This is a genomic window from Gephyromycinifex aptenodytis, from assembly GCF_012277275.1.
Lineage (GTDB): Bacteria > Actinomycetota > Actinomycetes > Actinomycetales > Dermatophilaceae > Gephyromycinifex > Gephyromycinifex aptenodytis.
The window spans coordinates 1482106-1496198 of the sequence record NZ_CP051155.1 but is presented as its reverse complement, the minus strand read 5'-3'; the positions used below and the strand labels follow the sequence as shown (position 1 = coordinate 1496198).

Genomic DNA, 14093 nt, shown 5'->3' with positions numbered 1-14093 from the left:
CGCATCGACCACGCCACGACCCCCGCAGGGTGAATGACATCGATGTCGTTTGCTGGCACGATGCAGGTCGGTAGTCAGAACAGGAGGACGCCATGGAGGCGGTCGAACCGCAGGTCACGCAGGGGGCGCTCAGCGACCTCGAACGCGAGATCTTGACGTTCGAGCGGCAGTGGTGGAAGTACCCGGGGGCCAAAGAGCAGAGCATTCGCGAACTGTTCGACATGTCCTCCACGCGGTACTACCAGGTGCTGAACTCGCTCATTGACGAACCGGAGGCGCTGGCCTTCGACCCGATGCTGGTCAAGCGTCTGCGCCGGATGCGCTCCTCACGCCAGAAGGCCCGCTCGGCCCGCCGAATGGGATTCACGGTCTGACGGCTGCCACTGCGGGGGCGTTGCCACAGCTGGAACCTCCCGCGGCAATCGTTGTGCCGGCTATGACGTTTTCTCAACCCCGGATGCTTCACGGCGCGCGATCGGCTCGAGATCTAGGAACGCTGAAGGTGACGCAGCTCGCAGGCAGGTGGGGGTGCTCGCCGTAGCCTGTGGCGTATGAGAGAGCCGGAGTGGGTCGAAGTCGCCGATGGGGTATTCGTCTGGCAGCACTCTGACCTTCTCCTCAATTGCGGACTTGTCGTCGGCGAGAAGGAATGCCTGGTCGTCGATGCCGGCGCTGGTGATGCGCGTGGTCGTGAACTTGCGCACGCGGTTCGCCGGGTCAGCGACCTGCCGTGGCGAGTCGTCGTGACGCATGGTCACTACGACCATGCGCTCGGGGTGAGCGCGTTCACTCCGTGTCCGGTGTACGCCCATCACCGAATGCCCGCGCGGTTCACGCAGTGGCTGCGTGAAGGGCGGCAGGCCACGGTGGCAGAACTACGCGAGGCGGGCGCCGACGAATTGGCGCAGCTGGTGGCTACTGCCACGCCCGTGTCACCGGATCATCTGGTGACGCAGCGACAGACCCTCGATCTGGGCGGTCGGAGCGTCACCCTCATCCCCCTTGGCCCTGCACACACCGATCACGACCTGGTGGTGGCGGTGCCGGGGTCTGGCGCGGTGTTTTGGGGCGATGTCGTTGAAGAAGGCGCCGACCCTGACTTTGAGGGCTCCTATCCGCTGGAGTGGGGGCAGTCCCTGTCCCGGCTTCTGGATTCAGCGGAAGTGGGGTTGGCTGGCGTCAATGTGCCGGGCCACGGATCCGTGATGACCCGCGAAGGTGTCGAAGAGCAGTGCGTGGCGCTGATCCGACTCAGTGAGGCGCTGCGCGTCGGCAAGGAACGCGGTGCCGATCCTGCGGCGCTGGTCTCGGCCGCCAGCGTTGCCGGGTTTGGTGAACCGGCCCTCGAGGTGGCCGCACAGGCAGTGCTCGACCCGCAGTCTTAAGCCCGGTGTCAGCAGCTGCGGACTGCTTCCACCATTTGCACTCGGTGGGGTCGAGTGCTAATCATTGGGTTAGCACTCTCTGCCTTCGAGTGACAGTTCGCAGGCGAGTAGTGGTCAGACCGACCGGCAACGATGAGGTCTGGGTTCGATGCGCGAACGGCGCGTGGCGGGCCCGGGTCGTCCGTCGCGGGCATCGCCCGGTCTTCACAACCGTTACGTGTGGGAGGAACCACCGCACATGGCCAAAATCATTGCGTTCGACGAGGAGGCCCGCCGCGGTCTCGAGCGGGGAATGAACCAGCTCGCAGACGCCGTGCGCGTCACGCTCGGCCCCAAGGGCCGCAACGTCGTGCTGGAGAAGAAGTGGGGCGCACCCACGATCACCAACGACGGTGTCTCCATCGCCAAGGAGATCGAGCTCGAGGAGCCGTACGAGAAGATCGGCGCCGAGCTCGTCAAGGAGGTCGCCAAGAAGACCGACGACGTCGCCGGTGACGGCACGACGACGGCTACCGTCCTTGCCCAGGCGATGGTCAAGGAAGGCCTGCGCAACGTGGCCGCGGGTGCCAACCCGATGGGCCTCAAGCGCGGTATCGAGAAGGCCACCAAGGCCGTCAGCGACCAGCTGCTCAGCATGGCCAAGGACGTGGAGACCAAGGAGCAGATCGCCGCTACCGCATCGATCTCCGCTGCTGACACCCAGATCGGCGAGATGATCGCCGAGGCCATGGACAAGGTCGGCAAGGAAGGTGTCATCACCGTCGAGGAGAGCAACACCTTCGGTCTCGAGCTTGAGCTCACCGAGGGTATGCGCTTCGACAAGGGCTTCATCTCGGCCTACTTCGTCACCGACCCCGAGCGCATGGAGGCCGTCCTTGAGGACCCCTATGTGCTCATCGTCAACAGCAAGATCGGCTCCATCAAGGACCTGATTCCTGTCCTGGACAAGACCAAGCAGTCCGGCAAGCCGCTGCTGATCGTGGCTGAGGACGTCGAGGGCGAAGCTCTGGCGACCCTGGTGCTCAACCAGATCCGCCGCATCATCAACGTCGTGGCCGTCAAGGCTCCCGGCTTCGGTGACCGCCGCAAGGCCATGCTCGGCGACATCGCTATCCTCACCGGTGGCCAGGTCATCTCCGAAGAGGTTGGCCTCAAGCTGGAGAGCACCGAGATCGACATGCTCGGTACCGCCCGCAAGGTCGTCGTCACCAAGGACGAGACGACCATCGTCGAGGGCGGCGGTGACGCCGACCAGATCCAGGGCCGCGTCAACCAGATCCGTGCCGAGATCGAGAAGAGCGACTCCGACTACGACCGCGAGAAGCTCCAGGAGCGTCTGGCCAAGCTCGCCGGTGGCGTCGCTGTCATCAAGGCTGGCGCAGCCACCGAGGTGGAGCTCAAGGAGCGCAAGCACCGCATTGAGGACGCTGTCCGCAACGCGAAGGCTGCCGTTGAAGAGGGCATCGTCGCCGGTGGTGGCGTGGCGCTCATTCAGGCTGGCGCCAAGGTGTTCGAGGGCCTGCAGCTCGAGGGCGACGAGGCCACAGGTGCCAACATCGTCAAGGTCGCCATCCAGGCGCCCCTGAAGCAGATCGCGATCAACGCCGGCCTTGAAGGTGGCGTCGTCGCGGAGAAGGTGCGCGGTCTTGACGACGGGCACGGACTCAACGCAGCTACGGGCGAGTACGTCGACCTCATCGCGGCGGGCATCATCGACCCGGCCAAGGTGACGCGCTCGGCGCTGCAGAACGCGGCGTCCATCGCGGCTCTGTTCCTCACCACTGAGGCCGTTATCGCTGACAAGCCCGAGAAGTCGGCCCCGGCCATGCCGGGTGGCGGCGACGAAATGGGCGGCATGGGCGGTATGGGCTTCTGATGAAGCCGTAACGGTCTGTGCGGCCGCGCCCACACGGGCAGGTGCGGCGCAGTACCAGTTGCCGAACGAGAGCGGGCGGTCCTTCGGGGCCGCCCGTTCTCGCATGTTCGGGGGAGCAGGCATGATGGCTTCGCGTCGATGCTCATGGGACCAACCTCGGAGGTGTGCAGTGATCCTCATCGATCCGCCGGTGTGGCCGGCCCGGGGACGAGTGTGGTCGCATCTGGCCTCTGATGAGTCCTATGCCGAGTTGCACGCTTTCGCCGCGGGCGCCGGGCTGCATCCGCGAAGCTACGACGGGGACCATTACGACGTCCCGAGCGAGCGCTATGACGAGGTCGTGGCCGCGGGCGCCCAGCCCACCCGCGCCCGGGTGATCCTGAGCCGTCTGGAAGCGGCGGGTCTGCGCTTCCGGAAGCGCTCCGGGGAGCGCCCCCTGGCGGCGCTACCCAACGGGTTGGCCCACCATCCGGTGCCGCACCGACTCGATCTGATCGCCTCAACCCGGGAGCCTCCGGAGGCATCGACGGTCGCCACCGTGACGTTCACCGAGGACGCGCTCGGGCGGGTGCTGCTGGTGGAATCCGCGGACCGAGGCGGTTGGGAGGGGCCGGGGGGCTGGCGAGAACCTGGTGAGTCGGCCCGGGCGGCCGCGGTGCGTGAGACCGCGGAGGAAACGGGGTTGCAGCTGCACGAGTCGGCTCTGGTCCCGTGCGCTTACGAACGCATCCTGCTCACCGGCCAGCGCCCGGACGGGCCGGGGCACGGGAGGTTGCTGCCGACGAGCCACATCGCCGTCTATCGGGCCCGGATACAGCATGTGGCGCAGGTGCAGTCTCACGGCCCGGAGGGGCAGCGGCTGCGCTGGGTCGAGTCCCAGGAACTGGAGCCGATGTGCGGTGGTGCCCCGTGGTGGCCCCTGCTGGCAGCTGTGTTCACAGATTCGTTCTAGCCCAGGCTGACCCGCTCAGGCCCGGTAGCGCTCACGGCTGGAGAGAATGCAGTTCCCGGTCCAGGTTGGCGCGGGCCAGGTGCTCCCAGTGTGTTCGGGCGTGCTCGGTGCAGTAGAGATACTCCCGCGCTGTCAGGGCGGCAAGGAGCTGGGCGCGACCGGCGCGAAACAGCGCCTCCGGCACGTGCTTGTATTCCTGGCGCACCTGTCTGCAGTACTGCTCATAGCGTGGCTGCTCCGCAGACAAGATCCACAGGTCGGCATCGAGGAATGCCGCTCGCCGGGCCCTTCGAGACGGGTCGGGTTCGAGGCCGACCTCGTGCGCGATCGTGGCCAGGATATGGCCGCAGACTTCGGCAATGACGCAATCGGGTACGCCCAGGGAACCCAGCACGCTGCGAGCCAGCTCGGCGCTGCCGCGTTCGTTAGCCCCCGCGGCTTGGCCCGGGTCATAGACCGCGTCGTGAAACCACGCCGCGAACTGCAGGCTCGGGGGTAGCGTTTCGGGTCCTATCAGGGTGTGCAGCGCAGCCTCGACCTCGGCGATGTGGGCGCGGGTGTGGTAGTAGCGCTGAGGTTCGTCGTAGCGTCCGACGACCGCCTCGCGGACTCGCCGAACCAGGGAATCACTCTGTTGCGCAGGCATAGCCACACCTTGTCAGTTCTCGGCTACTGGACGCGACGGGCCGCGACGTGGGCACGCCGAGCCTGCACCCCCTACGGTGGCTGCCGTGATGCCACCGAGAGATATGGCCCTGGCCTGCATCGTGGCCCTGATCTGGGGGGTCAACTTTGTCGCGGCGCAGATGGGGATGGAGGTCTTCCCGCCGCTGCTGCTGGCGGCGATGCGATTCACGCTCGTGGCCTTACCTGCGGTCTTCTTCGTCCGGCCGCCCGGTAACGGCTGGAAGACGGTCGTGGCCGCAGGTTTGACCATGGGGGTCGGCCAGTTCGGCCTGCTGTACAGCGCGCTGCATTTTGGGATGCCGGCCGGTCTGGCCTCGTTGGTGCTTCAGGTGCAGACAGTGTTCACGGTGGTGCTGGCCGCGGTTTTATTGCGTGAGCGCCCGGCCAGATACCAGGTGATCGGCATCGCGGTCGGGGTTGCCGGGATGGCGGTGGTGGGATGGAAACACATGCTTGCCGCTCCGGCGTTGCCGTTTCTGATGACGGTGGCCGCGGCCGCTTCGTGGGCGGTGGGCAATGTCGTGGTGCGCCGCAGGCCGCCCCGGGACGGTTTCTCGCTAGTGGTGTGGTCTGCGCTGATCTCCCCGATTCCGCTGTTCCTTGCGTCGCTGTTGATCGAGGGATGGCCCGCGATCGCGGCGTCAATGACACAGGTGACCTGGCGGGCGTTGCTGGGGTTGGCGTTCATCACCTACCTGGCCTCGATGGCCGGGTACGGCATCTGGAATCTGCTTCTGTCGCGGCATTCGGCTTCGGCCGTGGCCCCCTGGTCGATGTTGGTGCCACCGATCGGGATGGTGGCCGCCTTCGTCTACAGCGGTGAACAGCCGGGCGTGCTCGGCATTCTCGGCGGCGTCATCGTCACTGTCGGCGTGCTGATGGCCTTGGGGGTCGGTACCGGTTGGGCGGCCCGCCATGATGTGCCCAGCGGTCGGCCGGCTGCTGAGCCCCCTGGTCTGTGACGCGTATCAGGGGCCGCCCCTTCATCGGGACGGCCCCTGATATGTGCCAGTTGTGCGTGTTGCCAACCGCGACCTAGGCGAGCAGCCAGAGCGCAGACACGGTGGCGAATCCGACGAGGGACCCGATCGTGGACAGCACGGTCCACGTCTTCAACCCATCAGCCACCGATAGTCCCAGGTAGCGGGTGACGATCCAGAACCCCGAGTCGTTGATGTGCGAGGCTGCGTAACCGCCGAACCCGATCGCGCACAGCACGAGGACGTTCTGCACCGGGTTGAGCCCGGCCGCCATCACGGCCGGTTGCATGAGCCCGGCGGTGGTCAGTACGGCCACGGTCGCCGAGCCTTGGGCCACCCGGAGTGCGACTGCGATGAGGTAGGCGCTGAGCAGCAATGGCATCCCCAACTCCGCGAGCGTTCCAGCCAACGCCTTGCCGACCCCGGTCTCGATGAGGACGTTGGCGAAGACCCCGCCCGCGCCGGTGACGAAGATGATGATGGCGACCGTCGGTAGGGCCGAGTCCATCACCTCTGCGCGTCTGGCCAGGTCCCATCCCTGTTGACGGCTGACGATGAGGTAGGCCAGCAGTGCGCCCACCATCAGTGCGAAAGCGGGTGCCCCCAGGAAGCCGAGCAAGTCTCGGGTCGGGTTGCCTTCCTCCAGCAGCATCGCCCCGGTGGTACCGAACATGATGAGTCCGAGCGGGATGAGGATGAGCGCCAGGACCATGCCGGCGCCGGGTGCGCGGTCGGAGGAGGTCGAGTCAGCCGCCTGGAGGGCTGCCGTGGCGGGGGAGTCGCCCAACTCGTATCGGTCCAGATTCATGCGCTTGCTGACGAAGAACGCGACGACACTCATCGGGATACACGCCAACAGCCCGATGATCGTCAACAGACCGGGGTCCGTGCCCAGCGTGGCGGCGGCAGCGACCGGCCCGGGGTGTGGCGGAACAACTACGTGCACGGCGAGCAGGACGGCAGCAACGGGCAGACCGATTCGCAGCGGGGAGATCCCGGCGACAGCCGCGAAACCGAACACGATCGGGGCCAGGATGATGAACCCGACGTCGAAGAAGACAGGGATACCGAGGATGAACGCGGCCGCAGTGACGGCCGCGACGACCCGCTTCTGTCCGAGTTTGTCGGTGAAGGTCTGAGCCAGGCGTTGCGCGCCGCCGGAGACCTCGATCATCCGGCCGAGCATCGCCCCCAGGCCGACGATGATCGCCACCGACCCCAGGGTCTTACCCATGCCGGCAGTCAGGGTGGGGATGACCTCCCCGACGGGGATACCGCCCGCGAGCGCGGTGCCTCCGGCCACGAGCAGGATGGCTACGAAGGCAGGCATCCGGATCTTGATGACGAGCACGAGCAACAGGGCGATTGCGACGATCGCAAGCCCGAGGAGGTAGGCGGTGCTCATGGGGTCATCTCCGTGCTCGTGGGGTGAGGGGCAAGAACGCGGATGACGGAGGAGTCGTCGCAGGCACCCAACCCTGCGGCCTGGCCCAACAGGTAAAGCTGGTGTGCGGCAGCAGCCACCGGGGTGGCCAGGCCTGCCGTGCGGGCGGCGTCGTCGACGATGCCCATGTCCTTGACGAAGATGTCGAGCCGGCTCTTGACCGGCGCGCCCGGCTCGTCATATGCCTGCAGTACGCGCGGGCCGCGGTCATCCAGCATGAACGACTGCGCTGCTCCGGCACCGAGTGCACGCAGGGCCTGCTCGGTGTCAAGTCCCAGCGCGCGCGCCAAGGCCAGTGCCTCAGCCGCTGCCGCGATGTGCACGCCGCACAGCAGTTGATTGACGGTCTTCATTGCCTGCCCGGCGCCGGGTTCGCCACCCACCCGTACAAGGGTGGCCGACATGGCTTCCAAGACGGGCAGCGCCCGCTCGTAGACATCGTCGTGGGCGCCGACGGTGACGAGAAGATCCCCACTTCCGGCGCGCGCGGGACCGCCGGAGACGGGGGCGTCGATGAGGCCGATTCCGGCAGAGGTCAGTCGCGCTGCCACGTCGGTGACGGCGGCAATACCCACGGTGGAGGTGAGCAGGACCGCCGAGCCGGCGGTCAGCACCTCGGCGACACCCTGCGGGCCCCACAGCGCATCTTCGAGTTGAGCGGCGTTGCGGACGGCGAACAGGACGATGTCGGCACCGGTGGCTGCCTCACGGGGGTTCGCGGCGCATGGGGAGAAGAGAGCGCGACGTTCCGGGCTGGGGTCGTAGCCGCGAACATCGAAGGTGTTCGAGAGGTGCTCGGCCATGGGCAAGCCCATAGCGCCGAGTCCGAGGACGGCGATGGTGGTGTTCATGAGGAGGAACCTTCCTGGGTTGGGGCGCACCGCAGCGCGGGGGTGGACAGGATGTCGACGACGTCAGCCAGCGACTGCGGTCCACCGACGTTGCCTGCGAAAACGATGTAGGGGATGCCGCTGGCCGGCCCGCCGATGGGCTCCCACAGCGAGACGATGCCGGGCAGCATGGGGCCTCGCACGATCGCCCGGGCGATACCCAACCCGGCCGAAGCCACGTCAGAGGAGGTGATACCTCCCTTGGCCACGACGAACCGCGGTGGGCACACTCGCAGCACCCCGGAGACGACCTCGACCAGGGCTGCTGAGACTGTGCGGGCGATGCGCAACGAGTCGGCCGCGTCCCGTCCGCGCACGAGGGTGCGGGAAGTGCGGACGACAACGTTGCCGGTGCCCAATGCTGCTGCCGCGCGCTCGACGACATCGCTCAGGTGAGCCGGGCGCCGAGCCTCGTCCAAGACGGCCTCGACGTCGATCTCGAGCTCGCAGGGGCTGCGACGGGCACGGAGTGCATCGAGTTGCGCGGTCGTCAACGCGACGTGGGACCCGATGACGATGAGCCCGCCGATCGCGTCCTGCGCCAGGCCCCCTCGCCGAATCTGCTCCACGTCTTGTGCGCTCAACGGTGCGCGCGGGGTCTGCCCGATTCGCGCGCGCGGGAAGGGTGGTCCGACGCGGTAAAGGAAGCGGCTGCCGGCGTCTTCGGCTTCGATGAGCGCGCTGGCCAGAAGCCGCAGGTCGTTCTCCTCCACAGCGTCGACGACGCACGGCTGGCTGTGGTGCAGTCCGCGCAGGGTGGCGACGACAGCTTCCTTGTCGCTTCGCAGTGCTGTCAGATCGATATGGGCGACCTGTCCTGCGCTCACTCGGCCCCCGGTCTTTTCTTCGACCCAGTCACGTAGGTCGCTTGAGGCGTAACCGAAGGTCGCGTCGGCCGCGAACTCCGTCTGGCCGACGGGAGTGAACCCGGCCTCGGTAGAGCCTGCGTAATGGATACCTCCCACGGTGATGCGACCCGCGTCGGGGAAGGCCGGGACGATGATCACGCCGTCGATCTCGGCTCCGGTGTGGGCCTGGGTTTCTTGCGCCAGTACGTCTGTCTCCAGCGGGAAGTGCCCGCGCAGGGTCGAGTCGGAACGGGAGACGAAGGTGATTGCCGTGCCGGTACGTTCTGCCGCCTGAGCGGCGTTGCGTGCGACTTCGCGGTTGACTCGCGCGGCGTCTTCGGGATCTAGGCTGCGGGAGTTTGTCATCACATAGACGGCCGGACGGCCCTGTTCGAAGGCCCAGGTCAGGGAGTCCACATCCCAGGCGGTCAGCACCGGAAGGTCGGCCACGGACTGGGTCCCGGTGGGGTCGTCGTCGAGGACGACGAATACCCGGCCGGTGCGGCTGACGCGGGTGGCTAGGGACTCGGGCGGGGTCGGGGGACTGCAGGGTCGATTCGCGAGTAGCTCATGCAGGGCGGTAGCCATCCGTGTCTCTCCTTTGAGATCAGAGGTCAGATGACTGCACCGTAGCTGAGTGTGCTGCCTTAAGGAAGGGGTGAATTCAGCCGCTCAACACGTAGTGATGCAGGTCGTCGTCCGTCTGCTGCATGTGATCGCTCATCGCGGCGCGCGCGGTTTCGGGGTCGCCCGCCTGCACAGCATCAAGAATCGCTTGGTGCCACCCGATCGCATGCTCCCGGATCGCAGCGACCGCAGAGGTTTGCGCGCGGGTTCGGCGCAGAATCTGCATGAGTGGCTCATACACGATGCCGAGAAACGGATTTCTGCATCCCTTGAGCAAAGCATCGTGGAAGGCCACATCGGCCTCAACGAAGCTCTCCACGTCGTCGTTCTCGTGCGCCTGTTGCATCAGCGCGATGAGCCGCGCGAGTTCGGCGCAGTCGCTCTCGTCTCGTCGCAGCGCGCACAGCTGTGCGGCTCCGATCTCGATCATCCGGCGCACCTCGAGCACGTGACGGGCGACGTCGCCACCGGGTTCGTCGCCCCCGGCTGCCTGGCTGATGGCGTTGACGTCAGTCCACTGCTCCACAGGGGCGACGAAGGTGCCGCGTCCGTGTACGACATGCACCATGCGGCGAGCCCGCAGCGTTTCCAACGCCTCGCGTACGGTCAGCCGGCTCACCCCGAGGTCTTGAGCAAGCTCGGTCTGGGCCGGCAATGGCTGTTCGGTCGTATAAACGCCGTCGATGATCCGCTTCATGAGGACATCGAGGGCGTGGGCGACGAGCGTCGGGCGTGCCATCTGTCCTCCTGAGGTGGTGAGCCGTCCCTGCAGGATACGAGCCGGGCGCTGATCAGGCGGTACCGAACTGGCTGGCCGCCGCGCCGCGCCCATCCCCAGGCGCACGCGTCGAGGGCGGTGGCTCTCGCAGCCACCGCCCTCGACCCATCCCACCCCGGGGTCAGTTGTTCGAACGCTGAGCCAGCGTCGTCTTGATGTCCTGACGCTTTCCGTCGCGCACGATCGTGAAGGTGGCCTCCTGGCCGACCTCACGCTCACGGACCTGAGCTGTCAGCGATCGCGCGCCGTCGACCGGTTCGCCGTCCACCGCGATGACTGCGTCCCCGGCCTCGAACCCGGCCTTGGCAGCCGGGGTTCCCTGCTCCACCCGGACGATTCCCGCTGCCCGGCGCCGCGCCGAACCCTCGGCAGCCACCGCGTCGTTCAGGCGCACCCCCAGGTAGGGGTGCTTGACCTCGCCGGTGGCAATGAGCTGGCGGGCCACCGACTGAACCTCGGTGACCGGGATCGCGAACCCGATGCCGATGTTGCCGCTGGATTCAGACAGTGAGGCGATAGAGGAGTTGATGCCGACGAGCTTGCCAGAGGCATCGACCAGGGCGCCGCCGGAGTTTCCGGGGTTGATCGCGGCGCTGGTCTGAATGGCGTTCGTGACGACTTCCTCGCTGCGGGTCGTCGTGCCGAACGGCGTCTCCGCCGGGTCTTGGGTGGTGCTGACGGGGCGGTTGAGCGCGCTCACGATCCCAGTGGTGACTGTCCCGGCCAGACCGAGCGGGTTACCGATCGCCATCACCGGCTGTCCGACCTTCAAATCCTGGTCGTTGCCGGGGGTGATCGGGCGCAGATCATCCGGAGCGTTGTCGAGCTTGAGGACGGCCAGGTCGGTTGCCGGGTCGGTACCGACGATCTTCGCCGTGAAGACGCGCTGATCCTGCAACGTGACAAGGATCTGAGCCTGCTGGGACGCGCCGCTGGCGACCACGTGGTGGTTGGTGACGATATGTCCTGCGCTGTCGAAGATAACCCCGGAACCTTCTCCACCGGAGTTACCGGTCTGCACGCTGATCGCCACCACGCTGGGCGCCGCAGCGGCAGCTGTGGCCGACCAGTCCGGTGCGGACCCGTCTGCCTGTATCACCGGGCCGACCGGCGCGGTGTTCCGAGGACCCTCCATCGGTGCTTTCGATTCGGTGCCGCTCATCCGCTGGGTCGCCACCACAGCCACCCCAAGCAGGAGGAACAGGGCCAGGAGGGCAGCCAGCACCGGACCCAGCCACCGGCGGCGACGCCGCGGCGGCGAGCTCATCACCGGGTAGGGCGCGTTCGCCGGTGATGACCCGTGCCAGGTCGTGTCGTCGCTACGGGGCGCTTCAGGGGGAGGCAAAGTCATGAGGACTCCTCGGAGGGAACAAGTGATGGGGATGCATTCGGGACGGCACCAGGAAAACTGCCGTTCAGGAGGGGGAGGTCGACGATGAAGGTGGCGCCGCCGCCGGGGGTGGTGGTGACGCCGGTGCGACCGCCGTGGGCCTCGACGATCGCGGCGACGATGGCCAGGCCGAGGCCGTGACCACCGCTGGGACGACGACCCCGGGCGGGGTCGCTGCGGAAGAAACGTTCGAACACGTGAGGCATTTGCGCTGCCGGGATGCCGGGGCCGGAGTCGGCGACCTCTACCCGTGCGCGTCCGTCCAAGCAGCCCACTCGAACCGTGATCGGCGTCCCGTCCGGGGTGTGATGGACGGCGTTGGTGAGCAGATTGGTGACCACCTGGCGTAGACGGGCGTCGTCCCCGTGCACCAACACGGGGCCTAGCGGATGCCCGGCGACTCCTGCCAGGCGCACGGGGTGAGCGCCGCCGCGGGCCTGCGCGTCCTGGACCGCGTCACCGGCCAGCACCGTCAGGTCGACATCTCCCATCGCCATCGGGCGTCGGTTGTCCATCCTGGCCAGCAGCAGCAGATCCTCGACCAGGCCGCTCATCCGAGTCGCTTCCCCCTCGATGCGCTGCATCGAGTTGGCAACCGCCTCCGGAGAATTCGCAGCCCCTTGCCGGTAGAGCTCGGCGTAGCCGCGCACCGTGGCCAGCGGGGTCCGCAGCTCGTGGCTGGCGTCGGTGACGAAGCGGCGCATGCGTTCTTCGGAGGCCTCGCGCGCCGCGAAGGAAGACTCGATCTGGGTGAGCATCGCGTTCAGTGACCGGGACAGGCTGCCGACCTCATCGCGTGCCCGGTGTTCAGGGACACGGGATGACAGATCACCGGCGGCGATCGCCGCGGCGGTGTCCTCGATTGCGCGCAGCGGACGGAACGCCCGCTGGAAGCCAAGCCAGCCGATGACGACGCAGGCCGTGATGACGACGACCCCGATCGCCAGGCTGACCAGCAGCAGCCGGGTCACGGTCTGCTCGATGCCGCGCAGGGAAGTGGCCAACGCGAAGGTTCCGGTGCCGTTACGCAGCGGCCCCGCGATGACCTGCCAGGACCCCGACCCCGATACCGAGCGGACCATGAACGATTCGCCGGAACCCACTCTCGGGTCCTGCAGGGACAGCCGCGGGATGTCGGGGCGGTCCTTGGCCCCGGCCGGTGCAAACCGTTCGGGGGTGCCGTCAGCGCGCATGAAGACGATGGCGTAGGTGCTCGGCAACGTGATGTAGCCGTACCTGTCGCGGTACTGCTCAAGCACGGTCTGCTGCACGGAGACCGAGGCGGCCTGTAGCTCGGCGTTGGTGCGATCCAGCAGGTAGCCGCGCATCAGCATGGCGGTGGCCGTGCTCGACAGCGACAGCGCCGAGATGAGCAGGACGACAAGCACGGCGATGAGGCGCCAGGTCAGAGACCAACTCTGAAACGGCCGGGTCAGCCGCGAATGCGCTCGGTCGACGTTGGAGCGCAGCCTCGCCGAACTCATCACTGCTCGGGCGGCAGTCGCAGCACGTAGCCGACTCCGCGCCGGGTGTGGATGAGGGCCGGCTGCCCGGCGACGTCGATCTTGCGCCGCAGATAGGAGATGTAGGACTCGACGATCCCGGCCTCACCGCGGAAGTCGTAATCCCACACGTGATCCAGGATCTGCGCCTTGGACAGCACCCGGTTCGGGTTGAGCAGCAGGTAGCGCAGGAGTTTGAACTCGGTGGGAGAGACGTCGATGACTCGGGTGCCCCGACGGACCTCGTGCGAGTCCTCATTCAGGGAAAGGTCGTGGAAGCGCAGCACCGCATCGTCCGGTTCCTCGCCGCGGGTACGGCGCAGCACCGCGCGGATGCGGGCGATGACCTCTTCGAGGCTGAACGGTTTGGTCACGTAGTCGTCCCCGCCGACGGTCAAGCCTTTGACCTTGTCGTCGACGGAGTCGCGCGCCGTCACGAAGACGACGGGGATGTGGCGACCGCTCTCCCGTAGCCGCCGCGTAACGGCGAACCCGTCCATGTCCGGCAGCATCACGTCGAGCACGACCAGGTCGGGCTGGTCCCGCTCGGCGCAGGTCACCGCCGAGGCGCCGTCGCCGGCGGTCATGACCTCAAAGCCGGCAAAGCGCAAGGAGGTCGCGAGGAGCTCGCGGATGTTCGGCTCGTCCTCGACGACGAGCAGCCGTGCCTCGGGCGTGGATGGAGTGCTCACATTCGCCAGGATGCCCCCGGTCTCTGGACGTTTGCTGGACGT

13 protein-coding genes are annotated in these 14093 nt (G+C 67.2%); 5 read left to right on the top strand and 8 right to left on the bottom strand.

Features of this window, described 5'->3' with window-relative positions:
- Positions 1 to 92 precede the first annotated feature (92 nt).
- The 4 genes from G9V96_RS06440 (at position 93) to G9V96_RS06425 (ending at position 4213) form a co-directional block, all read left to right on the top strand.
- The gene (locus G9V96_RS06440) at positions 93 to 374 is read left to right on the top strand and encodes a DUF3263 domain-containing protein (protein ID WP_168582304.1); all 282 of its coding nucleotides are present in this window, start codon (positions 93 to 95) and stop codon (positions 372 to 374) included.
- Positions 375 to 551: 177 nt separating this feature from the next.
- Positions 552 to 1385 carry an MBL fold metallo-hydrolase gene (locus tag G9V96_RS06435; protein WP_168582303.1) on the top strand — a complete coding sequence of 278 codons (834 nt, stop codon included), beginning with the start codon at positions 552 to 554 and terminating at the stop codon, positions 1383 to 1385.
- Between the two features lie 238 nt (positions 1386 to 1623).
- Positions 1624 to 3261, top strand: a complete 1638-nt coding sequence (gene groL / locus G9V96_RS06430) for a chaperonin GroEL (protein WP_168582302.1) — start codon at positions 1624 to 1626, stop codon at positions 3259 to 3261.
- 169 nt (positions 3262 to 3430) lie between these two features.
- Positions 3431 to 4213: a DUF4031 domain-containing protein gene (locus tag G9V96_RS06425; RefSeq protein WP_226913528.1), complete on the top strand. Its 783-nt coding sequence runs from the start codon at positions 3431 to 3433 to the stop codon at positions 4211 to 4213.
- Between the two features lie 31 nt (positions 4214 to 4244).
- Here G9V96_RS06425 and G9V96_RS06420 read toward each other — a convergent pair whose 3' ends face one another.
- Complete coding sequence (locus G9V96_RS06420; protein WP_168582300.1) at positions 4245 to 4859, bottom strand: HD domain-containing protein; 615 nt, start codon at positions 4857 to 4859, stop codon at positions 4245 to 4247.
- A gap of 88 nt (positions 4860 to 4947) precedes the next feature.
- On the opposite strand from G9V96_RS06420, the gene G9V96_RS06415 reads away from it, so the two are divergent.
- Positions 4948 to 5862: an EamA family transporter gene (locus tag G9V96_RS06415; protein WP_168582299.1), complete on the top strand. Its 915-nt coding sequence runs from the start codon at positions 4948 to 4950 to the stop codon at positions 5860 to 5862.
- 73 nt (positions 5863 to 5935) lie between these two features.
- On the opposite strand, the gene G9V96_RS06410 is transcribed toward G9V96_RS06415, so the two are convergent.
- The 7 genes from G9V96_RS06410 to G9V96_RS06380 all read right to left on the bottom strand — a co-directional run bounded on the left by G9V96_RS06410 (position 5936) and on the right by G9V96_RS06380 (position 14051).
- Positions 5936 to 7285 (bottom strand): GntP family transporter, encoded by a 1350-nt coding sequence (locus G9V96_RS06410; RefSeq protein WP_168582298.1) that lies wholly within the window; start codon positions 7283 to 7285, stop codon positions 5936 to 5938.
- Positions 7282 to 8175 (bottom strand): NAD(P)-dependent oxidoreductase, encoded by an 894-nt coding sequence (locus tag G9V96_RS06405; RefSeq protein WP_168582297.1) that lies wholly within the window; start codon positions 8173 to 8175, stop codon positions 7282 to 7284. Before G9V96_RS06405 ends, G9V96_RS06410 begins: the two co-directional genes overlap by 4 nt.
- Positions 8172 to 9650 carry a four-carbon acid sugar kinase family protein gene (locus G9V96_RS06400; protein WP_168582296.1) on the bottom strand — a complete coding sequence of 493 codons (1479 nt, stop codon included), beginning with the start codon at positions 9648 to 9650 and terminating at the stop codon, positions 8172 to 8174. Before G9V96_RS06400 ends, G9V96_RS06405 begins: the two co-directional genes overlap by 4 nt.
- A 76-nt stretch (positions 9651 to 9726) precedes the next feature.
- Complete coding sequence (locus G9V96_RS06395; RefSeq protein WP_168582295.1) at positions 9727 to 10428, bottom strand: FadR/GntR family transcriptional regulator; 702 nt, start codon at positions 10426 to 10428, stop codon at positions 9727 to 9729.
- A gap of 160 nt (positions 10429 to 10588) precedes the next feature.
- Positions 10589 to 11818 carry a S1C family serine protease gene (locus G9V96_RS06390; protein WP_168582294.1) on the bottom strand — a complete coding sequence of 410 codons (1230 nt, stop codon included), beginning with the start codon at positions 11816 to 11818 and terminating at the stop codon, positions 10589 to 10591.
- Positions 11815 to 13341 carry a sensor histidine kinase gene (locus G9V96_RS06385; protein WP_168582293.1) on the bottom strand — a complete coding sequence of 509 codons (1527 nt, stop codon included), beginning with the start codon at positions 13339 to 13341 and terminating at the stop codon, positions 11815 to 11817. Before G9V96_RS06385 ends, G9V96_RS06390 begins: the two co-directional genes overlap by 4 nt.
- Entirely contained in the window at positions 13341 to 14051 is a 711-nt protein-coding gene (locus G9V96_RS06380) for a response regulator transcription factor (protein WP_168582292.1), read from the bottom strand. Before G9V96_RS06380 ends, G9V96_RS06385 begins: the two co-directional genes overlap by 1 nt.
- Positions 14052 to 14093: the final 42 nt, after the last annotated feature.